21 protein-coding genes are annotated in these 22301 nt (G+C 62.1%); 14 read left to right on the top strand and 7 right to left on the bottom strand.

Features of this window, described 5'->3' with window-relative positions:
• Both IAE77_RS26760 and IAE77_RS26755 read right to left on the bottom strand, forming a co-directional pair.
• Window positions 1–1653, bottom strand: a 1653-nt coding sequence (locus IAE77_RS26760) for a hypothetical protein (protein WP_294233519.1), incomplete at its 3' end; no start/stop codon positions are given.
• A 76-nt stretch (window positions 1654–1729) separates the two neighbouring features.
• Complete coding sequence (locus IAE77_RS26755) at window positions 1730–3043, bottom strand: Trx7/PDZ domain-containing (seleno)protein (RefSeq protein ID WP_294233514.1); 1314 nt, start codon at window positions 3041–3043, stop codon at window positions 1730–1732.
• Between the two features lie 126 nt (window positions 3044–3169).
• Here IAE77_RS26755 and IAE77_RS26750 point away from each other — a divergent pair, with 126 nt between their 5' ends.
• The 6 genes from IAE77_RS26750 to IAE77_RS26725 all read left to right on the top strand — a co-directional run bounded on the left by IAE77_RS26750 (window position 3170) and on the right by IAE77_RS26725 (window position 10040).
• Window positions 3170–4240, top strand: a complete 1071-nt coding sequence (locus tag IAE77_RS26750) for a zinc ribbon domain-containing protein (RefSeq protein WP_294233511.1) — start codon at window positions 3170–3172, stop codon at window positions 4238–4240.
• A 211-nt stretch (window positions 4241–4451) separates the two neighbouring features.
• Window positions 4452–5576, top strand: coding sequence for a hypothetical protein (locus tag IAE77_RS26745; protein ID WP_294233507.1), 1125 nt, complete (start codon window positions 4452–4454; stop codon window positions 5574–5576).
• A 35-nt stretch (window positions 5577–5611) separates the two neighbouring features.
• Window positions 5612–6343 (top strand): hypothetical protein, encoded by a 732-nt coding sequence (locus IAE77_RS26740; RefSeq protein WP_294233504.1) that lies wholly within the window; start codon window positions 5612–5614, stop codon window positions 6341–6343.
• Window positions 6344–6407: 64 nt separating this feature from the next.
• Complete coding sequence (locus IAE77_RS26735; RefSeq protein WP_294233502.1) at window positions 6408–7283, top strand: uracil-DNA glycosylase; 876 nt, start codon at window positions 6408–6410, stop codon at window positions 7281–7283.
• Between the two features lie 148 nt (window positions 7284–7431).
• Complete coding sequence (locus tag IAE77_RS26730; RefSeq protein ID WP_294233499.1) at window positions 7432–9198, top strand: DUF6600 domain-containing protein; 1767 nt, start codon at window positions 7432–7434, stop codon at window positions 9196–9198.
• A gap of 173 nt (window positions 9199–9371) precedes the next feature.
• On the top strand, window positions 9372–10040 hold the full coding sequence (locus tag IAE77_RS26725) for a DUF2238 domain-containing protein (RefSeq protein WP_294233496.1): 669 nt from the start codon (window positions 9372–9374) through the stop codon (window positions 10038–10040).
• Window positions 10041–10053: 13 nt separating this feature from the next.
• Here IAE77_RS26725 and IAE77_RS26720 read toward each other — a convergent pair whose 3' ends face one another.
• Window positions 10054–10392 (bottom strand): hypothetical protein, encoded by a 339-nt coding sequence (locus IAE77_RS26720; RefSeq protein WP_294233493.1) that lies wholly within the window; start codon window positions 10390–10392, stop codon window positions 10054–10056.
• A gap of 121 nt (window positions 10393–10513) precedes the next feature.
• On the opposite strand from IAE77_RS26720, the gene IAE77_RS26715 reads away from it, so the two are divergent.
• The 3 genes from IAE77_RS26715 to IAE77_RS26705 all read left to right on the top strand — a co-directional run bounded on the left by IAE77_RS26715 (window position 10514) and on the right by IAE77_RS26705 (window position 12849).
• Window positions 10514–11200 (top strand): hypothetical protein, encoded by a 687-nt coding sequence (locus IAE77_RS26715; protein WP_294233490.1) that lies wholly within the window; start codon window positions 10514–10516, stop codon window positions 11198–11200.
• A 13-nt stretch (window positions 11201–11213) separates the two neighbouring features.
• On the top strand, window positions 11214–11780 hold the full coding sequence (gene aroQ / locus IAE77_RS26710; protein ID WP_294233487.1) for a gamma subclass chorismate mutase AroQ: 567 nt from the start codon (window positions 11214–11216) through the stop codon (window positions 11778–11780).
• A 103-nt stretch (window positions 11781–11883) separates the two neighbouring features.
• Complete coding sequence (locus IAE77_RS26705; protein WP_294233485.1) at window positions 11884–12849, top strand: MBL fold metallo-hydrolase; 966 nt, start codon at window positions 11884–11886, stop codon at window positions 12847–12849.
• A gap of 9 nt (window positions 12850–12858) precedes the next feature.
• Here the strand turns inward: IAE77_RS26705 and IAE77_RS26700 are convergent, their stop codons facing one another.
• Window positions 12859–13230 (bottom strand): c-type cytochrome domain-containing protein, encoded by a 372-nt coding sequence (locus IAE77_RS26700; protein WP_294233482.1) that lies wholly within the window; start codon window positions 13228–13230, stop codon window positions 12859–12861.
• Between the two features lie 156 nt (window positions 13231–13386).
• Here IAE77_RS26700 and IAE77_RS26695 point away from each other — a divergent pair, with 156 nt between their 5' ends.
• From IAE77_RS26695 to IAE77_RS26685, 3 genes are read left to right on the top strand one after another with little or no spacing between them, the layout of a single operon-like run.
• Entirely contained in the window at window positions 13387–14355 is a 969-nt protein-coding gene (locus IAE77_RS26695; protein WP_294233480.1) for an alpha/beta fold hydrolase, read from the top strand.
• Window positions 14356–14361: 6 nt separating this feature from the next.
• Window positions 14362–15366 carry a methyltransferase gene (locus tag IAE77_RS26690; RefSeq protein WP_294233477.1) on the top strand — a complete coding sequence of 335 codons (1005 nt, stop codon included), beginning with the start codon at window positions 14362–14364 and terminating at the stop codon, window positions 15364–15366.
• Between the two features lie 22 nt (window positions 15367–15388).
• Complete coding sequence (locus tag IAE77_RS26685; protein ID WP_294233475.1) at window positions 15389–16405, top strand: methyltransferase; 1017 nt, start codon at window positions 15389–15391, stop codon at window positions 16403–16405.
• A 2-nt stretch (window positions 16406–16407) separates the two neighbouring features.
• On the opposite strand, the gene rlmN is transcribed toward IAE77_RS26685, so the two are convergent.
• Complete coding sequence (gene rlmN, locus IAE77_RS26680) at window positions 16408–17505, bottom strand: 23S rRNA (adenine(2503)-C(2))-methyltransferase RlmN (protein ID WP_294233473.1); 1098 nt, start codon at window positions 17503–17505, stop codon at window positions 16408–16410.
• Window positions 17506–17549: 44 nt separating this feature from the next.
• Complete coding sequence (locus IAE77_RS26675) at window positions 17550–18995, bottom strand: hypothetical protein (protein ID WP_294233470.1); 1446 nt, start codon at window positions 18993–18995, stop codon at window positions 17550–17552.
• A 176-nt stretch (window positions 18996–19171) separates the two neighbouring features.
• Here IAE77_RS26675 and IAE77_RS26670 point away from each other — a divergent pair, with 176 nt between their 5' ends.
• Complete coding sequence (locus IAE77_RS26670) at window positions 19172–19795, top strand: hypothetical protein (protein WP_294233467.1); 624 nt, start codon at window positions 19172–19174, stop codon at window positions 19793–19795.
• A gap of 7 nt (window positions 19796–19802) precedes the next feature.
• Here IAE77_RS26670 and IAE77_RS26665 read toward each other — a convergent pair whose 3' ends face one another.
• Window positions 19803–20573 carry an alpha/beta hydrolase gene (locus IAE77_RS26665; RefSeq protein ID WP_294233465.1) on the bottom strand — a complete coding sequence of 257 codons (771 nt, stop codon included), beginning with the start codon at window positions 20571–20573 and terminating at the stop codon, window positions 19803–19805.
• A 172-nt stretch (window positions 20574–20745) separates the two neighbouring features.
• Between IAE77_RS26665 and IAE77_RS26660 the strand changes: the two genes are divergently transcribed.
• Window positions 20746–22209, top strand: a complete 1464-nt coding sequence (locus IAE77_RS26660; protein ID WP_294233462.1) for a tannase/feruloyl esterase family alpha/beta hydrolase — start codon at window positions 20746–20748, stop codon at window positions 22207–22209.
• The last annotated feature ends 92 nt before the right edge of the window (window positions 22210–22301 follow it).

Here is a 22301-nt window from a genome sequence, read left to right as displayed (position 1 = left end):
GGTGCCGTTCAGCGTCGCCCATGTCGAGCCCACGTTCGTGGCGGGGTTGGTCATCACATCCGGCACAGGCAAGGTGATGAAGGGGGTGTCGCCGCTGTAGGTCGTTCCTTCGTTGTTCGTGGCACGCACACGAAAGTGATAAGTGCTGCCGGGCGTCAGGCCACTGACCGTCACGGCCGTGACTGATGAACTGTTGATGGCCAGGCTGCCCGGCACGGCGGCCTCGAAACCGTAAGACGTGTCCGGTCCGTATTCGAACACGACGGTCGTCTCCGAACTCCCGGCCTGGACGGCGGCGGCGAGATTGGCGGAGGTGGTGTAGCGTGGCGAGAGCGACTGGCCGGGGCTGGTGATCACCGGCGGCGTGGCCGCAGGCCCTGTGGTGAAGGACACATCCTCCCCGTAGGTGGTGTGGCCGTTTTGGGTAAAGCGCAGGCGATAGTGATAAAGTGTTCCCGGCGGGAGCGGCGGCATGGATGCCGACACGATCTTCAAATTGGGGTTCCCCGTGTCGTTTTGGACGAGTGTGGCGAACCGCGTCTGCCCGTAGCTGGCAGTCGGGCCGTATTCAAAGACGTAGCTGAAGGTGTTGCCGGTGCCGCTGGTCAGCACGGTGCCGTTGACAGTTGCCGCCAGGTCCGTGACACCCGTGGCGGGGAGCGTGGTCACATTCGTCGGCGTGGTGAAGGTCATGTCCTCCCCGTCGTAGTAGCCTCCGCCGTTCCAGGCGTCGGCACCGCGCAGGCGGTAATGATAGGTCGTGCCCGGCAACAGGCCGGTCAGGCTGCCGCTGACATCCTTCGTGCCGGCACCGCTCACTTGATAAGGGCTGCCATTGGCCGTGCTGCCGTAGTCGGTGGTCGGGCCGTATTGGAAGAACAAACCCAGCGTGTGCGCCAGCGGCGTCGCGGTGCCTGCCACGTTCGCGCTGAAGCAGGTCACGTCGCTGGCGGCACCTGTGGTGACGGTGGCGGGCAGCGTGGTGGTGAAGGTGGCATCCGCGCTGGTCGTGGTGCCCTGCTCGTTCGTCACCTTCACACGGTAATGGTAAAGCGTGCCCGGCGTCAGGCCGGTGGCGTTGATTTGGGCAAACGACCGCAGCGTGTTGGTCGTCATCGAGTCCGGCAGCGTTACTTGCGAGCCGTAACTCGTCGTCGTGCCGTATTCAAAAATCGTGGTGGCCGGTGAGCCGCCGCTGCGGGTGCTCCAGATCACGAAATTCACCAGCGTGTCGCCAATGATGTCCGCGTAGGCGGACTGAAACGTCGGCAGTGTGGTGGGTGCCGCAGTGGTGAAGGTCATTTCCCCTCCCACCCAGCCGCCACCGCCGAGAATGCTCGGACTCATGACCACGCGGTAGGAATAGGTCGTGTTCGGCAGCAGTCCCGGCGGGTTCGCGGTCACCGCGACGGGGTTGGTGCCGATCACATCGAACGGATTGGCATTGATCTCGGAGATCGGCCCCGTGCCAGTCCAGTATTCGAACTTCACATAGCGATAGTTCGTGGTCGAGCCGGGAGTCACTGTCGCATTCAGCGTCGCCTGGATGTCCGTGACGGCGGTGGCGGCCTGCGTGGTGACCGACTGCCCGAAGGCTTCAAGTGCGGTCAGCCAGACCACCATCAGGAGAATCGCGTTTCGGAGGGCTGGCATGGGAAAACGTGGATTGTGGTGCTGCCAAACGTCGGGCGGGTTCAAAGCATTCAGGAATATCTGTTCCGAACTGGGGCTACTGCTGCGGCATCTTCAGTTCCACCTTCTTTCCGGCCCGGAGCACCACGGCTGGCAGTTTTTCGCCCGGCAGATGGTGGAGCAGCAGGTGGCCGATGATCGCGCTTTCAGTGATGCGCTGTTTCAAATCACCGACCTCGACGAGGATGTCATCTTTTTGGAACCCGGCCTTCTTGGCGGCGGCATGCGGCCCGTATTGGCCGACGTGCATGATCCGCAGCGCCATCTGATCCTTCGCGAGGCCGAGCGTGGCGCGTTCCTCATCGGGAATGTCGTCCATCTTCATGCCGCCGAACGCCATCGCACGCATCGGCCAGGTGCCGACCCGTTTGCCGATGTCGGACTTCAGCCGCCAGCCGGCGGGCAGACCGAGAGATGTTTCGAGCAACTTGCCGCCTCGGTACAGCCTGGCTGTCAGCGACCCGGCGTCCGGCGCACGATGCAGCACCCAGCTCACGTCGGCGATGGATGCCAGCGGCTGCTGGTTCAAGGCGATGATCGAATCACCCACCTGCAGGCCTGCTTTGGCCGCAGGCGAATCCGGTGTCACCGCCTCCACCTTGGCGATGTCATCCGTCGCCAGCGTCACGCCCAAGGTTTCGATGGATGGCTGCGGATAGATCCACTCCACCGGCACCGGCTGGTTCTGGCTGCGATAGTGCGCACGGAATGCATCGCCCACCATGTGGCAGTGCACACAGCTCGCGACGACCTTGCCGTTCCAGTCCAGTTTGCTCTGATATTTGGCTGCCAGGGTGGGAAACTGTACAGGTGTCTGGTAAGGCGTGGGTCCGCCCTGTTTGCCGGCCAGCGTGGTCTTGTTGGCCGGGTAGCCTTGATGGATCGACAATGCGGCCTCCAGCGCCTTTTTGAAGCTGGCCGTGGTCTTGTTCAGCGGGTCCTTCTGATGCAGCCAGGAGCCGTAGCGGCCGTAGATCGTGCCGTCGCCGTTGAACATGATCGCGGAGAACGACAGATCGTAATCAAACTGGAAGCGTGACAGGTCCAGGGCGTTGGCATTGATCACCCGCACGCAGACAAACTGGTCCAGCAGCGGCACCAGTTCGGCCTCTTGCAGCACGCTGGCATCGATTCCTGCGCAGGACATGCAGGGGACGCAGCGCAGCACGACCAGCAGCGGCTTGCCTATCGTTTTGGCGAGGCGGAATCCGCCATCGACATCGCCCCAGTTCCAGCGGGCGTCGTTTTCCATCACCGCTTTTTCGTTTCGCACCGCTCCTTCGCGGTCTTTGACCGTTTCACCATAGATCAGGCCGGTCAGTGCCAGCAGGACAGAAATAGCGCGTTTCATGCCCGGGATTCTGCTCAAAACGTCCTCCGAGTGGCAAGGGTAAAATCTCGCAGGCCGGTTTTTGGAATGGACAGCCTTTGGGTTTCTCCGGTTAATCGTGCCCGGTTTTCGCCTCTCACATCGCTCATGTCTGAAGTCACCGCCATTTCAAAGTTCGCCTGTCCGGCCTGCGGGGCCGAGGCGGTCTGGACGCCCTCCAAGCATGCGCTCGTCTGCCCCTACTGCGGCACGGAATCACCCGCCGAGCTCAAATCCGACGGCACTCTGGTGGAGGAAAACGACCTCGTCGCCGCCCTGCGGGCCATTCCGGACGATCAACGCGGCTGGGCCGCCGTGCGCAAGACGGTGAAGTGCCAGAGCTGCCATGCGATCTCGGTCTTCGATGAAAAACGCGTCGCGCAGAACTGCGACTTCTGCGGATCACCCGCGATCATGGCCATGGACGATGTCGGCACGCCGATCCGGCCCGGCAGCCAGCTTCCCTTCAAGGTTTCGCAAAGCCAGGTGCGGGAGGACATCCGCCGCTGGTATGGCAGCCACTTCTGGGCGCCGAATGCACTCGGCCAGAAGGCTCTCACTGACACGCTGCACGGCCTCTATCTGCCGTATTGGACCTTCGACGCGCATGCGGAGTGCCCCTGGGAGGCGGAAGCCGGTTATTACTACTACACCACGGACGGGAAGGGGAACCGCACCCGCCACACGCGCTGGGAATACGCCTCAGGCCATGTCAGCACCGACTTTGATGATGTCCTCGTGCCTGCCTCCAAAGGCGTGCATCCGAACCTGCTCGAAAAGCTCCAGCCCTTTCCCACCACGAGCGATCTGCTGCCTTACGATCCGGGTTATCTCTCCGGCTGGGTCGTCGAGCAGTATCAGATCGATCTCATCCACGCCGCCCAGGACTCACGCGGCCGCATGGATGACCTGCTGCGGAGCCAGTGCGTCTCGCAGATCCCCGGAGACACGCACCGGAACCTGCGGATCGCTCCCGATTACAGCGCCCAGACCTTCAAGCACGTGCTGCTGCCCGTCTGGCTGCTGAGCTACACCTATGGCACCAAGACTTATCAGGTCGCCGTGAACGGAGCCACGGGCAAGATCACCGGCGAGTATCCGCTGAGCTGGGTGAAGATCACCATCGCTGTGGTGATCGCGCTGATCATCCTCGGCATCTTCCTCGCCTCACAGAATTGAACTGACCTGCGATGAACGAGCATTTGCCATGTAGGCCGGATGTGTTTGGCGCCAATGACACCGCCAGCTTCCACGACTGTGCCGCCAAACGATCCGGCCATGGCGCTGTCGCGTGTCGTGAGGCTCACGCAGGCCGGATCGTTCGGCGCAGCATGCCTGGGTGCCTGCCAGCCACAACCCGCCGAACACATCCGGCCTACGTTTCTCCGTCGTGAACTTCCGCTTCCGAGAACTTCCCATCGCCATCGCCTTGCTAGCGATCTGCGTGTTCTTTGCCATCAAGGAGCCTGCCTTCCTCGGAGCGCGGAATCTCTCGATGCTCGCCACGGAGCTCTCCATCACCGCCACGCTGGCGATGGGTATGCTGCTCATCCTGCTGCCGGGGCACATCGATTTGTCCGCTGGCAGCGGCGTGGGATTGCTCGGCGGCGTTGCCAGCGTGCTCGTGTTTCATCATCACCTGCCAGCACCCGCCGCGCTCGGGATCGGGCTGCTCTGTGGCGTGCTGATCTGGATGGCGATGGGCGCGTTCATCGTCTGCGAGCGGATGCCGGCCTTCATCGTCACTTTGGGGGCTCTGTTGATCTTCAAAGGGCTGTTCTGGCTCGTGATCGACAACGCAACCGTGCCAGTCGCACCCGGCGGCCAGAGCAATCTCTACTCTCTGCTCACCACCTACTATCTGCCGACGCGATTTGGCTGGATGCTCGCCTCAGGACTCGTCATCGCGCTCGTGTTTACCACGATCAGCGCCCGCAAACGTCGTTTGCAGCATGGATTCGCCGTGGAAGACAAGGAAATGGCCTTCTTCCGCCTGTTCATCACCGCGCAGGCCATCGCGCTGTTTGTGCTCGTCACCGGCCAGTTTCGCGGCATCCCGCTGCCTTCGCTCATTCTCGGTGGTGTGACGATGATCGTGTATGCCGTCACGCAGCACACGCGTCTGGGCCGTCATTTGTATGCCATCGGCGGCAACACGGAAGCCGCCTTCGTCTCCGGCGTGCCGATGAAAAGCACCGTCATCGCCGCCTACAGCGGCATGGGGGCGATCGTGGCCATCACCGGCTTCATGCAGACCGCTTATGCCGGTTCATCGACCACCACGGTCGGCGACTTGATGGAACTCGACGCCGTCGCCGCCTGCGTCATCGGCGGCGTCAGCCTGCGCGGTGGTCGCGGCACCGTGTTGGGCGTGCTGCTCGGCGCTTTGATCATCGCCTGCCTTCTGAACGGCATGACGCTCATGTCCGTGCCGCCCGAACGCAAATTCATCGCCCGCGGCGTCGTCCTGATCCTCGCCGTGTGGATGGACATGCGGCTAAGCCGGAGGCAGTGAAGGAAGCTGAAGCAAGTGGACAACATTCTGGCCTAATGAACACCGACAAACCTGCGAAGATATCATGGCTCTACGTCATTCTCTGGTTTGTGGCCCTGCTTGCGATGGCGGTCATCGCCTCACAGCCTGAAGCCAATCGGGTGTCCCGGCTCAACACCGTTGGATTCGTGCTTGGCGTGCTGGCGACGTGCTTTGCGCTCTCCTGGACTCGAAAAACCGCCCGGGTGATCGGTCTTGTTGTGTTCGGAGGCCTTGCATCCGTCCTCATCGTGCCCTGGAAGGTCCGGACATCATCGGCAAGCTTGAGGAAGAACTACGTGGACAGTCTGAAGACGTTTGAGGGCTGCTTGTATTATTGGGGAGGCGAGTCACGTCGTGGAATCGATTGCTCTGGCCTTGTGCGCAGAGGAATGATCGATGCTTGTTTGAAGGATGGCGTGATGACTGCGGACCCGGGATTGCTCCGTCATGGTCTCTCACTGTGGTGGAATGATACCAGCGCTAAAGCCCTCGGAGATGAGCATGACGGCCTCACCATGCGATTGTTCGACAGCCCGGATCTGACAACACTGGACCACGCGAAGATCCAACCGGGAGATGTTGCAGTCACCGCTGACGGGGTTCACACGATGGCCTACTTGGGTGACGGAAACTGGATCGAAGCAGATCCGGGCAAACTTCGAGTCATCCAAGTCCATGCTCCCACCACGTCGAATGGCTGGTTTAAAGTTCCGGTCAGAGTTTTGAGGTGGTCCTTGCTGAAATGACGAATGATTTCCGCGTTCGACATTCATTCGTCATTCGACATTACTGCATTCGTCATTCCCTCCCATGTCCACCGCCGCACAGCTTCTCAAGCAGCACCTCCTGCAACGTCAGTTTCAGGGCGTGACGCACATCGCGGTGCGGCCGGAGGCGTTTGACAAGCTGGGCATGCTGGGACGCAAACCGGTGACGCGGGAGATGCCGGAGGCACCGAAGCCGATCGCGGTGGAGAGTGCACCTGCCGCACGGGCGATCCTCGACAATCCGCCGCCGGAAACGAAGAAAGCCGGGCTGATCGAGGTCGCGGGCAGCACGATTGAGGAAAAGCTGGCCGCGTTACGTGCGCTGGCGGAAACGTGGGAGCCGGCGCGTGCGATGAACAGCCTGCGGCGGACGATGGTCTTCGCCGTGGGCGATCCGCATGCGAAACTCATGTTTGTGGGCGAGGCTCCAGGCGCGGAAGAGGAAAAACTGCGCGAACCTTTCGTGGGACCTGCCGGACAGAAGCTCACCGCGATCATCAAGGCGATGGGACTCGACAGGCCGCAGGTTTACATCAGCAACATCTGCAAATTCCGGCCCGCGATGGACAATCAGGGCAGCGGGAACCGCAAACCGACCGTCGAGGAGATGCATGCGTGCCTTCCCTTTGTGCTGACGGAGATCGATCTGATCAAACCCCAGGTCATCGTGGCCCTGGGAGCCACAGCGGCGGAAGGGCTCGGCATTCCCGGCAGCGTGGGCAGTCTGCGCGGCCGTTTCCACCTCACCAGCGGCATTCCAACGATGGTCACTTATCACCCGTCGTATCTGCTGCGTGAGGAGAAGATGGGCGATGGCATCCGGGCGAAGCGTCAGGTGTGGGAGGACATGCTGCAGGTGATGGAAAAGCTCGGCCTGCCGATCAGCGAGAAGCAGCGCGGCTACTTCAAAGGGAAGTAGAATCGAGCAGCGTCCCAGTGCCGTGAGATCACGATCAGGGCGCGGCCTGATGCGGAAGTTGCGCGCGAGAGATGGCGTCAGCCGAATCCATGGATGGTCCCGTCGTGCTTGATGCCGATGGAAGCCGCTCCTTCAACCTTCCACGACCATGAAACACCTTTCGCTGCTGTTTTGCGTCACGCTCTTCGCCGTGGCCGCTCCGGCGCCTTCTGCGCACGCCCAGGCGGCTGTGAACATCGACTTCTTCTTCGACACGCTGGATCCCTACGGTTCCTGGATCTACACGCCGAACTACGGCTATGTGTGGGAGCCTGCGGTGGCGCGACGACATCGTGACTGGGCGCCGTATTCGGATGGTTACTGGGCTTACACCGACGCGGGTTGGACGTGGATCTCGAACGAGGATTTCGGCTGGGCCACGTATCACTATGGCCGTTGGATCCGCATGCACGACCGCTGGATGTGGGTCCCCGGTTATGAATGGGCGCCTGCCTGGGTTTCGTGGCGGCAGTCGGACAACTTCATCGGATGGGCGCCGCTGCCTCCGGAGGCACGTTGGTCTGCCAACATCGGCTTCCGCTCGTGGACGGACAGCTACTACGACATCGGCCCCTCCTATTACAACTTCGTCCCCGTCGGGTCCTTCGCCACGCGGTCGTCCCTGCAGCCCGTCATCGTGGACCGCAGCCGCAACGTCACCTTTGTGGACAATTCCGTGAACATCACGAACATCACGCGTCAGCAGAATGTGGTGAACAACATCTTCGTCGGCGGCCCCGATCCGGCACGGGTCGAGCGCAGGAGCGGGAATCCAGTCCGCCGGCTGACGCTGCGGCATGACACGGAAGGATTCCGCAACAAGTGGCTGGAGCACCGTGGAGACCGGCCGCGCGATTTTTCCAGCCTCTCGCGCATTGAGCGCGATCAACTCATCGTCGCTGCGCCTGACGTGCGCCGTGAGAATGCGCCCAGCCTCCCGCCACGGGTGAAGGAGAAGTTTGACCGGCCGGATGTGGACCGCGGCTGGCGTGGCCTGGGCGATTCGGACCTCGCGGAACGCATCCGCGACCGGCACAAACAGGAGATGGCCAAGGCCAAAGATGAAAAAATGCCCGACAAAGAGCCGGTGCTGGCCACCAGCGACAAGCCGCCACCCGCCATCGGCCGCGAACTCAAGCCCGAGGAGCGCAAGATCGTGCCCAAGCCCGATCCCAGCCGCGTTGAGGAGGAAGTGCGCAAGGCGGAGCGTCCCACCACCTCGCCCCCCAATGTGACCGACTCACCGCCGCAGCCTTCGGATGATCCGCGTCGTCCCGGCGTCGCAGCCGGTGAAAACCGCCCGAAACCGGAAACTGCGGACCCCTCCAAACCCGGCAACGCACGGCCGCAGGAACCTCCAGGACGTGCCGCCGTGCGGGAGCCTTCAGATGACAATGACCGCAAGAGGGGGCCGGACCGGCCGGGACGCACGCAACCGCCCGATGAACAGCGCCCGCCCATGCCGAAACCGCCGGAGATGACCCCGCCGCGCAACAGCATCGATGTCCGTCCGGGGCGTGGGCGGGATGATTTCCGCCGTGGTGGCCAGCAGGTGCCGCCGAACACCTCCCCGGAACAGCCGAGAGTGCCCCCGGTGCCCATGCCTGATCCACGGAAGGAATTGCAGAAGCGCACCGCTCCCATTCCGCGGCCGGAAGCGCCCCAGGTCCGCCCGGCACCCATGCCACAGCCTGTGCAACCGCCTCAGGGGCGTCCGGACCCCCGGCAGCAGCGTCCTGAGGCCGGGCCTTCGCCCGCCGAACGGGCTGGGAAACCGCCTTCACCACCGCAGTTGCCCGGTTTTGTGCATCCGAAGCCCCAGGGCGGCCCACCCGGCGGAGGTCGCCATGGACCTCCCGGGAAGAAGCAGGACTGACGCTGGCGTTTGGCAGACGGAACCGTGGCTGTGATGCGGAGATCGCATCAGCGCCCTGAGACTGGCCAGCCCAACCGCGCTTTCGGGCAAGTGAACCGCCAAAGCCAGGACATGCGCACTTGTGAGTCAGTGCTGGCTTGCATCGCCAGGGCACGGCTGCTTTGCTTGGCGAAATGAAACTCACTTACGAGCGCCTGGCAGGCGTGTTGTTGATCACGTTTCTGCTTTACTGGGCCGCGCTGGGCCTCAAGCCGGTGGATCGTCACGACTGGATGCTGGAGAATGTGATGCTCATCCCGGTGTTCGCGCTCCTGCTTTGGGGCTGGAGGCGCCGGCTGTTCTCCCGCACCTCCCACGTGCTCATCTTCGTCTTTCTCTGCCTGCACGAAGTCGGCGCCCATTACACCTACTCCAAGGTGCCCTACAACGAGTGGACGCAGGCGGTTTTCGGCCAGCCGCTGAATGACTGGTTTGGCTGGTCGCGCAACCACTACGACCGCCTGCTGCACTTCCTCTATGGCCTGCTTTGCGCTTACCCGGCACGCGAGATCTTCCTGCGCGTGGCGAAGGTGAAGGGCTTCTGGTCTTACTTCCTCCCGCTGGATCTGATGACCTCCACCTCCGCCTTCTTCGAGCTCATTGAGTGGGCGGCAGCGGAGGTCTTCGGTGGGGAACTCGGCGCGGCCTATGTCGGCACGCAGGGGGACATCTGGGATGCGCAAAAAGACATCGCGCTGGCATCCCTCGGGGCTCTGCTGGCCATGGTCATCAACGCGGCCGTCAACCATCGCTGCCAGCGTGACTTTGCCCGTGAGTGGTCAGACAGCCTGGCCGTTCGCTGATGCCCGCCCAGCGTCAAGGAGCCCGCGCGATGCCGGACTTCACGCTGCCGATGGCTTTGGTGATCTTTTCCAGCATCGCCTTCCTGTCGCCTGTGGTGGCGAACGCGATCGCCTGATCCACATAGCCCAGTGCATCGATGCGCTCGCCTTTCTTGTTGTGCCGGGCGTTCACCAGTTCTTTACGGGCGGCTTTGAGGCTCACGAGCGGCTCTTTCGCCGTCTTTGCCGCTTCCAGATGCCCGACGGCATTGCGCATGTGCGGCTGGCCTTTCGGATCGATTGCCTGGACGGCATTGAATGCCTGAAGCAGGGCGGAAACCAGAAGCAACGTGAGGAAGAACGAGCGTTTCATGGCTGTGAGAGCGGTTGGGCATGCAGGATAGGCGGAAGCGCTCATGCGAGTCAATCCTGATCCCCGTGCCCGGAAAGACCTGATAGAGAACGAGTGCGTCGTCGTTCGACAAGGCCCCCCAATGAGTTTTCTTGCCCGAGCCAGTGCTTTGTTGCTGTCGTGGTCGTGCCTGCACGCCGACGACGTTCCTGCCGCTGATCCTGACCTGCCACAGCCGGTGGATTTCAGCTTTGCCGACGACTTGCTCGTCCGCTCGCCATTCACGCGCATCGTCAACCTGGAGGAAACCTACCAGCTCACCGGCGTCGCGTATGTGGAGGGTCATCCTGTCGCCACCGTGTTGAACACACAGACGAAGCAGCGCCTCGTCGTCACCGAAGAAGCGAGCCCCTCCGGCCTGCGTCTCGTCGCCGCGAACACCGAGGGTGATCTTCACACGACACACGTGGAGCTGCAGATCGGGGATGAGACCGTCGCGGTGCACTATCAGGACCGCCAGATCTCGCCCGCCGGCGGTGTGAACGGCTCCCGCGCCAGCATGGCCAGTTCAGGGAAAAAGAGTGGCGACAGCACCAAGTTCCGCACCTCATCGCTGCTCGGCGAAAATGGCCGGGGACTCTACTCGTCCCTCTCGCCGGACGCGCGTGACAAGCTCCGCGACATCATCCGCTCCCGCATGGAGAAGCATCCGGAGATGACAGCGGAGCAGACCAGCAGCTACGCGCAGAAGATCTTCGCCAAGATCAAGGCGTCGGAGTCCAAGACCGCCAAGCCGACAAAACCGTCGAAGATCAAGCAGGGCACCTGAGGCCAGTCGAATCATGCCGCGCATCAGTCCGCTCCCGCGTCCAGTGCACGCCATCGCATGGTGTCTGGTTCTTTCATTGCTCACAGGATGCTCCCAGCTCGAACGACGCGGCTCCAAGGATCTGCCAGGCCTCGTTGTCGAGCGGCTCGGCTGGATGAATGAGGTCGCCCACATCAAGGAACGCCACCATCTGCCGGTCACCGACGCGAAACGCGAGGCCGCCCTGCTCCGGGCGATGACCGCGCAGGGAGTTGAGGCCGGATTGCCCGCCGCAGCCACACGCCAGTTCTTCGCAGCGCAGATCGATGCGGCAAAGATTTATCAGCAGCAGTGGATGAAGCGCATGTCGCGATCCAAGGCCCGGCTGTCGCAGCCCTCCGACCTCACACAGGTCGTCCGTCCGGCCCTGGACGACATCGGCAGGCGCATGATCGGCGCCCTTGTCACCGCACGGCAGCAGCCAGACCGGCGATTGATGGTCGAACAAACACGAAAACGTCTTCAACAGGCCGGTCACACGTCGGAAGTCGTCGCTGCGGCTGTCGCGGGTGTGGCGGCGGGACTCGGGGACTCGGAGTAACCGGGGCATTCCTGCCCCGCGAAAGGAATCCGGATTCATCCCAGAACGAGCAGGCCGCATGAAGCTTGCCTTTCCCGGCGCATCCACTCACACTCGCCGCCGCATGATCCCGAATTCCTTGCTCCGTTCCCTGGCCTTCACGGCTTCCGCCTGCCTTTTTGCCTTCACCGCCCACGCGGAGGTCAACGTGGTCGATCAGATCGGGGAGGACATCTATTTCCACGAAGGGGAGATCCGTCCCTCCGGCCACTGCAACAACGGCTGGGTCGTGTTCGACGACTACGTGCTCGTCATCGACGCGAACTTTCCGTCCGGCGCACGCGTCATCATTCCCAAGATCGAGGCCATCACCGACAAACCTGTGCGCTTCGCCTTCGACACGCATCATCACGGCGATCACGCGTATGGGAACCAGGTGTGGTTGGAAAAAGGCGCGACGCCTGTCGCTCACGAGAACGTGGTGGCGCAGATGAAGAAGTACGAGACCGGTTTGTTCGGCGACAAGCCCGGCCGCTGGGAAGAGGCCGCCAGAGGCCGCAAAGACGTCGCCGAGAGCAAGCTCAAAGCGCCCACACTGCTCTACAGGAGCGAGATGATCTTCGACGACGGCAAACACCGCGTCGAGCTGCTGCATTTCGGCACCGCTCACACGCCGGGTGATGGCTGGGCCTGGCTGCCGAAGGAGAGGATTCTCTTCAGCGGCGACGCCTGCGTGAACGGCCCTTACAACTACACCGGTGATGGCAACATTGGCGATTGGATCAAAACACTGGAGGCGGTGAAAAAGCTCGGGCCGAAGATGGTCTGCCCCGGCCACGGCCCACGCGGCGGTCCGGAACTGCTGGAGGACCAGCAGGCCTACTTCATCGCTCTTCAAGAGGAGGTGAAGAAGTTCGCGGGCAAGGAACCCGCCGACATCGAAGCCGCCGTGCCGGTGATCATGGCCAGCTTGAAGAAGAACGAACGCATCGCCCGCTACGCCGGCAATTTTCTCCCTGCACAAGTCGAGAAGGCCTTCGTCGAGCAAGGCGGCAAGCCCTGGCCGAAGCCGGACCTGCCGAAGAAGTGACCACACCCCTCATCGCGGATCAGGCGCACCGAGCAGCACCCAGGTCTCCAGCAGCGCGATCTCGATGGGCGGCAGCTTCTTCTTCGGCGGCATGGCCGTGTCCTCATCGTGATGACGGATGGCCTGGATCAGAGGACTGTTCTTCAAATCGCCTGGCGTGATGGCTGGCCCGGCCTCGCCGCCAGTCTGCCAGCCTGTTTTGGAATCAAGCGCAAGACCGCCCTCGACCTCATGCTCCTGGGAATGGCATTCAAAACAGCGGCGTTGCAAAATGGGCAGGATTTGAGTGCGAAAAAAGCGGTCCGGTTGATACGGCGGCTCTCCGCCGAGTCCCACGTTCGGAACGGCAAGAAGCACAATAATCAAAACTCGAAGTCTCATGCTGACACGATAACCATCTACCTCGTGTGCTCGCGCCTTCGATTGGCAGACAAGCGCCATCGTTTGTCATCATGTGGCTTGGAAAAGCCCGGCACGGGCACACGTTCAGTGCGCATGCTTCGTTCGCTCCTCATTCTAGCCCTCAGCACTCCTGCCATGTCAGTCGAATCCATTAAAGGCTGGCCCGCGGCGGTCACCAAGGTCGAAATCCCATGCAGCGACGGCACGAAGCAGGCCGCGATGTGGTTCAATCCATCCACCAAAGGCAAAAAGCCGCTGCTCGTCGGCCTGCACACGTGGAGCAGCAACTTTGCCTCCGCCGGTGGCGACGCCGTGTATGCCAAATGGTGCATCGACCAGGGCTGGATCTTCATTCATCCCGACTTCCGCGGCCCGAACTGGACGCCACCGGCGATGGGCAGTGATCGTGCGGTGCAGGATGTCGTCGAAGCCGTCGCCTGGGCCAAAACGCAGGCCGAGGTGGATGACACCCGCGTCTATCTCATCGGCGTGAGCGGAGGCGGCCACATGGCGATGCAGATGGCGGGCCGTCATCCCGAGCTGTGGGCCGGCGTAAGCGCCTGGTGCGGCATCGCCGACATCGCGCAGTGGCATCGCGATCACACGAAGGATGGCAAGCCGGACCGCTACGCTCAAAACATCGAGGCCGCGCTTGGTCATGCACCTTCCGCTGATGATGCCGAGGCCAGACAACGCTCGCCGCTCACGCATCTCCAAAACGCCGCCAGCGTGCCACTCGATATCGCACACGGCATTCACGATAGCCGCAAAGGCAGCGTTCCCTTCACGCACGCGTTGCTCGCCTTCAACCAAGTGGCCGCTGCGGCCGACAAACTGCCCGTCGAGGCGATTCAGGCCTATTATGACTCGCAGACGCTTCCGGCCGGTTGGACCGTCTCGCCGCCAGACGCCACTTTCGGCCTCAACACGCCTCTTTTCCGCCAAACGAGCGGCAACACCCGTGTGACCCTTTTTGAAGGAGGGCATGAGATCGTGCATCAAGCCGCCCTGAACTGGCTCGCGAAGCAGCGAAAGGGCCAGCCGGTCGTTTGGGAGGTGAAAGACTTCATTCCGCTCGCGGCCGATGGCACGAGCGGTAAATGAGAGGCGATGAACCTCACCCCTGATCACATCCTGCAAACTGGGCTCGCCTTCTGGGCCTCGAAGACACTGCTCACCGCCGTTGAAATGGAGATCTTCACCGATCTCGCGAAGCATCCGGGCGATCTCGCCAGCGTGCAGGGACGCATGGGGCTGCATCCGCGTGGAGCGCGTGACTTTCTCGATGCGCTCGTCGCGCTCGGTTTCCTCAAACGCGAGAACGGCATCTACGCGAACACGCCCGAGACCGATCTCTTCCTCGACAAGGCGAAGCCATCCTACATCGGCGGCATCCTCGAAATGGCGAATCACCGTCTCTTCCGCTTTTGGGGCGAACTGACGACCGCCGTGCGCACCGGCGAATCGCAAAACGAATCCAAAGGCGGCCACGATCCTTTCAAGGCACTCTACGCCGATCCCGCGAAGCTGCGCGAATTCCTCCGCGCCATGTCCGGCGTGAGCCGCGGCGCCAACATGACCATCGCGAAGCAATTCCCGTGGGCGAATTACAAGTCCTGTGCCGACATCGGCACTGCTCAGGGCGATCTCGTCACGCAGATCACGCTCGCGCATCCACATCTGCGCGGCATCGGCTTCGATCTGCCAGAAGTCGGCCCGATCTTCGAAGAATACATCACCGCGAACGGCCTCGCTGACCGCGTGAGTTTCACCGGGGGCAGCTTTTTCACCGATGAGCTGCCAAAGGCCGACGTGCTGCTCTTTGGCCACATTTTGCACGACTGGGATCTCGAAACGAAGCTCATGCTGCTGCGCAAAGCCTACGCAGCCCTGCCCGAAGGCGGCGCGGTCATCGTCTATGACTCGATCATCGACGACGAGCGCAAACAAAACGCCTTCGGCCTGCTCATGAGCCTGAACATGCTCATCGAGACACCCGGCGGTTTTGACTACACCGGCGCCGATTGCATCGGCTGGATGCAGCAGGTCGGCTTCAAAGACTGCCGCGTCGAGCACCTCATCGGTCCTGATTCGATGGTGATCGGCATCAAATAAACCCTCCACGGAGTCTCTCGTCATGTCCACCCCATCCGACACGCCCTCTCCGCAGCTCTTCTTCGAGACGATCAATGCTTTTCAAAGGACCGCCGCGCTGAAGGCGGGCATTGATCTCGGTCTATTCACTGCGATCGGCTCCACGCCATCGACGGTTGCGGAGATCGCCGCGCGATGCGGTTGTCCGGAACGCGGCATCCGCATCCTCAGCGACAATCTAACGATTCTCGGCTTCCTTACCAAAACCGAGTCCCGCTATGCTCTGACGCCCTCGACGGCGGTGTTCCTCGACACGCATTCGCCAGCCTACCTCGGCGCGGCGATGGACTTCCTGCTCGCACCGGGACTCACTGAGGCCTTTCACGATCTGGCTGCAACGATCCGGCAGGGCAGGCTGCACACCACCGAGCATGGCACGACCGCGCCGGATCATCCGGCGTGGCTCGATTTCGCCCGGGCGATGGGTCCGATGATGGGACCTGCCGCGGAAGGCGCGGCCACGCTGGTGCCGCTGGATGCCTCGCGGGACACACGCGTGCTCGACATCTCCGCCAGCCATGGGGCCTACGGCATCGCCTTTGCGAAGAACAACCCGCGGGCCCATCTGGTGGCGCTCGACTGGGAGGGCGTGCTGGCCATCACGCAAGAAAACGCGGCCGCCGCGGGTCTTGGCGACCGCTTCAGCAAGATCGTGGGCGATGCCTTCACCGTCGATCTCGGGAGTGACTACGACGCGGTGCTCGTGCCGAATTTCCTGCACCACTTCACCATCGTGGAGTGCACGCGTTTCCTGCGCCGCGTCCATGCCGCGCTTCGTCCGGGCGGCAAGTTGGTGATCGTGGAGTTCGTGCCAAACGAAGATCGCGTCACGCCGCCGCCGGCCGCGGCCTTCAGCCTCGTGATGCTCGGCACCACACCAGAGGGAGATGCCTACACCTTCACGGACTATCAGAAGATGCTTTCGGAGGCCGGTTTCAGCGCCGCGAAGTGCCATCCGCTGCCGCCCACGGCTCAAAGCGCGGTCATCGCGACTGCCTGATCTCACGCCAGCGCCGCCGCACGCCTTCTCAACTGCCCGCAGGCCGCATCGATGTCCGGGCCACGGGCGCGGCGCAGATGAGCGATGGCCCCATGAGCGCGAAGCTCGGCGAGGAAGGCCTCGGTCTGCTCCAGGCTGCTCGGCCGGTAGCTGCGGCCTTTCAAGCTGAGGCCGGTGGGATTGTAGCGCAGCAGGTTCACATGCATGCGGCGGCCGGTGAGGAGTCGCGCGAGATCACGAGCTTGCGCGAGGGAGTCATTCACGCCATCGAGCAGGCAATACTGGATCGTGGTGATGCGTCCGCTGGCGGCCTGATAGCGATCAGCGGCCTCCAGCACTTCGTTCACATCGAAACGGCGGCCCATCGGCAGCAAATCAGCCCGCGTGGCATCATCGGGCGCATGCAGCGAGATGGCGAGATGCACGCCGAGGCTGGCTTCGCGCAGCTCTTCAATGCCCGGCACGATACCGACGGTCGAAACGGTGATCTGCCGCCAGCCAAAGGCACCGAGTTTCGGGTCGGCGATGCGTTCGATGGCCGCGAGCACGTTTTTGAGGTTCAGCATCGGCTCGCCCATGCCCATGAAAACGATGGTGCGCAGCACACGGCCTGCTGCATGGGCTTCCCGCCGAAGATGACGAAACTGCTCGATGATCTCGCCGGAGCTCAAGTTGCGCTCGAAGCCGGTTTGAGTGGTCGCGCAGAAGTCACAGCCCATCGCGCAGCCCACCTGGCTCGAAAGGCAGCCTGCGGCGCGATCTTCGCGATAATCGGGCATGAGCACACTTTCGACCGTGCGACCATCGCGCAGCCGCAGCAGCAGTTTCGTGGTGCCATCTGCTGAAACCTGCTTTTGAGCCAACGAGCCAGATTCAGCGGCAAACGCGGCCTTCAACTGCTCTTCGAGCTTTTCAGGCAGCAGGAAGTCCGTTCGGCTTTTGAGCTCCGCGGCGGCCAAAAGCCCGCGAATGACCCGCGGAGCATGCGCGGCATTGAAGCCATGGCTTTGCATCCAGGCCACCAGCTCGGACAACGAGAGGTCGGGCAGTGAGGCGGCGGTGGAATGATGGACGGCAGACAAAGTCACGACCGTCATCATGAGCAGAGGCAGCTATGCCTGCCACGATAAAGTGTCAGCGCAGATCAGTAGCTGAAGTCGCCATAGGACAGGAAGAAGCCTGCATTTTCCGGCTCATTCGAAGGAGCGGGCACGGGATCGATCTCGAGGCGGTGAAAGCTGCGTTTTTCCACCGGCAGCACCACGGGGACGAGGACCTCCTGGCCCTTACCGATCACGTCTCCGCCGCTCTGGCTCCACTGGACGAGATTCGTGCTGGTGAGATGGCGGTAGCGCAATTGATCGCGCCCCATCCAGCGGACACGCAGAGCGTCCGCCAGATTCGGATCGGGCACGGGGGTGAGCTCATGTTTGCGCAGGCGGAGTTCCAGCCACTTCAGCGTCTCATCGCGTGCGAGGCGGTTGGCCTTCTCGTCCACGCTTTCCTGTGGCGTGTTCCAGTTTCCCTGGGTTTCGATGGTGGTCTCATCAAAGGAGTGATTCACATGGTCGAAGAGATGGTGACGCACGAATGGATTGTCGATGCCTTCGGCGGCAGCTTGCGCGGCGGAGGCGAGGGCGAACTTCAGCGGGTAGAGTGATCCTGTGAGGGGAGTGGCATCGGGATCGGACACGCCGAGCAGCGAGTCCGCCGTCCCGTGATGCATGATCACCTGCATGCGGCGGTCCGGCATGTAGCGCCCCGCGGCGGTGCTGCCGGGCGAACCGTGATAGGAGAAGTGTCCGCAGCCCGGGTAATAGAAGATGCCCACCTTCGGAAACGGCAGGGAAGCCGGGATGCGCACTGGCGAGGGCACCGCGAGGGGCACGGTGTTGTTTTGCGCGTTCACATAGTCCACGGTGTAGTTCACGAGGTCCACTGACGGGTCGAGAATGGCATTCAGCCCGGTCTGCGAGCCGTGGGAGAAGCCCAGCAGGCCGATGTGATCCCGATCGACCTCGGCGAGATCATTGAGGAAGGTCAGCGCTGCCACGACGTCCTTGGGGCGTTCGTAGTTGGGCGAGCAAAGCGCGTCATCAATGAGCGGATCGTGTTGCGGGCGGCGGCTGGAGAAGCTGCCAGGGATGCCACGTGGATTGAAGCTGTCCGGCATCAGGCAGAGAATGCCGCGGCCCGCCAGACGCTCGCCCCAGCGGCGCAGGGCCGTCTTGGCGCCGTTCGCGATGGTGTCTCCCGACCACATGCCGCCTGATCCATGCAGGACGATGACGGTGGGGTAAGGCCCCGGCCCATGAACGAGTGCATCGGGACGGTAGAGGAGGGCGATGAGTGTCAAACGGCCGGCATCCGCCGGGTAATCGACGACAGCGGACAACTGCGCGGTGGGAGCGGGAACTGGCTGGGTGACGAGACTGTCGGGAACATCGAAAAAGACGGTCTCGGGAACCTGCGCTCTCATGATGCCCCCTGCACCGAACATCGAGCCGAGAACCACCGCCATCAGCCAGCGCCTGCCAGCGACCTGCGCACCACTCTGCGGATGCGCCCGAACCATCATGGGAGTTGTCATGGAGCCTTCCTAGACAACGGCGCGGCGGGGGACGTTCGCGAATTTATTCCGCAGCCCGGGCTCTTCCGCCGGGAAATGCCGGGGTCAAGGTGGCCGAAAAGTTTCGCCCGCTCCTGCGTTGAGAGCGTATGTCCCTCTTCCGCTCCACCATCCTGCTCCCATGGTTCGCATTCGTCTTGCACGCCTCCGCCCTCCGGGCTGCTGATGCGCCGTATCAATCGCAGTTCTTCAAGAGCCTCAAGCTGGTCTATGAGGACCACTTTGACACCGGCACGATCAACACGGAATTCTGGGAGGTGCGGCAGAACACGACATGGGTGATCAAAGATGGCGTCCTGCATGGAAGCGAGTCATCGAAGGAGTTTCAGGAAAAGAAGAAGGCCAGCGACGATCCCTCCCATGCAGGCCTGAAGCCGGTGATCTGGCTCAGGAAGGTGCCGGAGAACTTCGTCTGCACGATGCGCGTGCGTTATGACGCGAAAGCTTATCAGAAAGGCTTCCCGCTGCTCGACCTCGGCCACCACATCCACACGCTCAGCTTTGGCGGGAAGGCGACGACCCTGACGATCAAAAAGAACGTCGAGAAGTTCGACATCGAGAAGCCGCTCTTCGCGCTCAACCAGTGGCATGATTTGATCATCGAGCTCAAGAAAGGCATGCTCCTGCTTCAGATCGATGGCGTGAAGCATGTCTTTGAGAGCAGGAACATCGACATGACCGGCCAGGCACAGATTGATTTCAAGGCGGTCGATTTCGGCACCTGCCAGATCGATGACGTGAAGCTGTGGGAGGGAATGTGAGCCTGGCTCACTCCACTCCGACTGTTTTAAGCCACTTGATCGCATCCTCGGGCCAAACCTTCGCCTCGCGTTCGCAGCGCAGGCCATAGCCGTGACCGCCGGTCGGGTACAGCTTGAACTCATGGGCGATCTTCGCCGCCTTCAAAGCTTCGTGGTAAACCTTGCTTCCAGTGACGTGACGCTTGTCATCCTCACTGTGAATGATCAGCGTCGGCGGGATGCTCGAGCTCACTTTCAGATCAATGGCCACCTGACCGCCTTTGTCGTCGAGATAGGCTGGATAAACGAGGATGGCGAAGTCCGCCCGGCAGCTCTGCTGATCGATCTCATCCACCGCGGCATACGCACGCTCCGTGACCGGCGCACTCGCTTTCGCCGCCAGATTGCCACCTGCGGAGAAACCGATCACGCCGAGCCGTTTCGGATCGATCTTCCATTCGGCAGCCTTTGCCCGCGTGAGGCTGAGCGCCCGCTGCACATCCTGAAACGCACCGTCGCGATTGTTTGGCGTCCGATACTTGAGCACGAGCGCACTGATGCCGTGCTTGTTGAGCCACGCGGCGATCTCGGAGCCTTCTTTGTCCATCACGCAGTAGCTGTAGCCACCGCCGGGGCAGACGATGATAGCCGGGGTGGCGGAGCCATCGGCACGTCTCGCCTGGAACAAGGTCAGCGTGGGCTTACTGACATTCGTGATCCGTTGGAAACCATCCTGCCGCTTCACCTCGCTTTCAGGCTCCTTGGCTCCCAAACCCGGCATTTTGCCTTCAGGCCACACGTTGACGGTTTGCGCAGAAAGGATCGAGACTGTGACAAGGAGCAAAGAAAGGCAGCGGAGCATACCTTGCCGAAACGAGCGGATCGTTTGGGCCTTTCGCGGACGACGACAAAAGCCATGACGACGTGCGTTGTGATGATTGCCCGCGATCAGACGTTACAAGGAAGCACTCATGAATCGCACCTTTGCCTTCCTTTGCCTCCTCACCCTCCCCGGCCACACGTTGTTGTTCGCCGAGGCTCCTTTGGACAAGCTGCGTGCGCTCAGGATCGAACACGCGGTCCAAGTGGACGTTCAGCGAGCCCCGAGGGGCGGAAGCACGGTTGTGAAGCTCCTGCTGCAACCAGCCAAGAGCTCGAACATCAACGTGGAAGTATGGTTGCCCGACACCGCGAAATGGAACGGTCGCTTTCTCGGTCTTGGCAATGGAGGTGCTGCCGGAAAGATCAACTCAGGCTCTCTCGCGGGCTACAGCGCCGCAGGTTATGCCGTGGCGACGACCGACATGGGCACCGCGCCGAACGCGGACTCGGGCATCGGCAATCGCGAGGTGTGGAAGGACTTCGGCTATCGCGCCACACACCTCATGACGGTGGTCGGCAAGCAGCTCGTGAAGGCGCATTATGGCAAAGGGCCAGAGTATTCCTATTTCAGCGGCGGCTCTACCGGTGGCCAGCAGGCGCTACAAGAAGCGCAGCGCTATCCCGAGGACTACGATGGCATCACCGCCGCAGTGCCCGCGCACTGTCGCGCGCCGCTGCACGCTTACTTTTTGTGGAACGACCAAATCTTGAAGAAGTGTCCCTTCACGCCAGAGCAGGAGGCGAATGTCATCGCGGCCGCGAATGAGTTCATGGCTCCGCGTGAGATCCCGCTCGCGGCGGGCAAGTTTGTCTCCGATCCGCGCTGCACGGTGCAAGACATCGACGCGGTGATCTCGCTGGCTCGAAAGAGAGATACCTCGCTCACCGACGAACACGCCGCAGCTTTGAGAAAGCTCTTCGGCGGCCCGCGTCATGCCGTCACAGGCGAGCGACTCTTCAATGGCATTCCCCTCGGTGCCTCGCTGTCGGCAGCGCACGGGCATTTGTATCTCTTCAACTGGGTCTTCGGCAAGGACAAGAAGCTGGAGGCCCTCAACTTCGCCGCCGACCTCGACACCTATACCGCCGAACTCGCGCCGTATCTGAATGCGGAGAACGCCGATCTATCCGCATTTGAGAAACGCGGCGGAAAACTCATTGCCACCACCGGTGCAGCCGACTCGGTGGTGCCACCGCAGGCCACCATCGATTACTACGAGCGCGTGGTGGAGCACTTTGGGGACTTGGAGAAGACACGTTCGTTCTTCCGCCTCTATCTTGTCCCTGGCATGGCCCATGGCGGCGGCCCCGGCGTGAATCAAGCGCCGAATCTCCTTGATGTCGTGCGTGGATGGCGTGAGCAAGGCGTTGCACCTGGAGCCCTCACGGGCCGCCACGTCGTGAATGGCAAAGCCGAGTGGGAGATGCCGCTTCAGCCTTATCCGCAGAAGACGGGCTGGAATGCGACGACGTCGAGCTTTGAAGCGATCGAAGGACCGCGCGGTGGTGTGGAACGCGTGGGCGAGCGTTTTCGTCCGGTGGCGAAGGAGTGACGCCCAAACGGGGCAGTTGGAGTCTAGTGGTTCGGAACGGCCAAGTCGAGGGGTGAAAAGCGGTGTTGTGGTGGTAAAAGAGGTGCATGGCC

The sequence above is a fragment of the Prosthecobacter sp. genome (genome assembly GCF_014879935.1).
Lineage (GTDB): Bacteria > Verrucomicrobiota > Verrucomicrobiia > Verrucomicrobiales > Verrucomicrobiaceae > Prosthecobacter.
Note: the sequence above shows the minus strand (reverse complement) of the source record. Positions and strands in the feature narration are given on the sequence as shown.

What these genes read in the sequence shown, in the direction of transcription:
- IAE77_RS26755 (WP_294233514.1), bottom strand. Translation starts at nt 3,043, where the DNA reads ATGAAACGCGCTATTTCTGTCCTGCTGGCACTGACCGGCCTGATCTAT.
- aroQ (WP_294233487.1), top strand. Translation starts at nt 11,214, where the DNA reads ATGCCGCGCATCAGTCCGCTCCCGCGTCCAGTGCACGCCATCGCATGG.
- IAE77_RS26685 (WP_294233475.1), top strand. Translation starts at nt 15,389, where the DNA reads ATGTCCACCCCATCCGACACGCCCTCTCCGCAGCTCTTCTTCGAGACG.
- IAE77_RS26725 (WP_294233496.1), top strand. Translation starts at nt 9,372, where the DNA reads ATGAAACTCACTTACGAGCGCCTGGCAGGCGTGTTGTTGATCACGTTT.
- IAE77_RS26740 (WP_294233504.1), top strand. Translation starts at nt 5,612, where the DNA reads ATGAACACCGACAAACCTGCGAAGATATCATGGCTCTACGTCATTCTC.
- IAE77_RS26660 (WP_294233462.1), top strand. Translation starts at nt 20,746, where the DNA reads ATGAATCGCACCTTTGCCTTCCTTTGCCTCCTCACCCTCCCCGGCCAC.
- IAE77_RS26750 (WP_294233511.1), top strand. Translation starts at nt 3,170, where the DNA reads ATGTCTGAAGTCACCGCCATTTCAAAGTTCGCCTGTCCGGCCTGCGGG.
- IAE77_RS26720 (WP_294233493.1), bottom strand. Translation starts at nt 10,392, where the DNA reads ATGAAACGCTCGTTCTTCCTCACGTTGCTTCTGGTTTCCGCCCTGCTT.
- IAE77_RS26700 (WP_294233482.1), bottom strand. Translation starts at nt 13,230, where the DNA reads ATGAGACTTCGAGTTTTGATTATTGTGCTTCTTGCCGTTCCGAACGTG.
- IAE77_RS26695 (WP_294233480.1), top strand. Translation starts at nt 13,387, where the DNA reads ATGTCAGTCGAATCCATTAAAGGCTGGCCCGCGGCGGTCACCAAGGTC.
- IAE77_RS26715 (WP_294233490.1), top strand. Translation starts at nt 10,514, where the DNA reads ATGAGTTTTCTTGCCCGAGCCAGTGCTTTGTTGCTGTCGTGGTCGTGC.
- IAE77_RS26675 (WP_294233470.1), bottom strand. Translation starts at nt 18,995, where the DNA reads ATGACAACTCCCATGATGGTTCGGGCGCATCCGCAGAGTGGTGCGCAG.
- rlmN (WP_294233473.1), bottom strand. Translation starts at nt 17,505, where the DNA reads ATGATGACGGTCGTGACTTTGTCTGCCGTCCATCATTCCACCGCCGCC.
- IAE77_RS26730 (WP_294233499.1), top strand. Translation starts at nt 7,432, where the DNA reads ATGAAACACCTTTCGCTGCTGTTTTGCGTCACGCTCTTCGCCGTGGCC.
- IAE77_RS26690 (WP_294233477.1), top strand. Translation starts at nt 14,362, where the DNA reads ATGAACCTCACCCCTGATCACATCCTGCAAACTGGGCTCGCCTTCTGG.
- IAE77_RS26705 (WP_294233485.1), top strand. Translation starts at nt 11,884, where the DNA reads ATGATCCCGAATTCCTTGCTCCGTTCCCTGGCCTTCACGGCTTCCGCC.
- IAE77_RS26735 (WP_294233502.1), top strand. Translation starts at nt 6,408, where the DNA reads ATGTCCACCGCCGCACAGCTTCTCAAGCAGCACCTCCTGCAACGTCAG.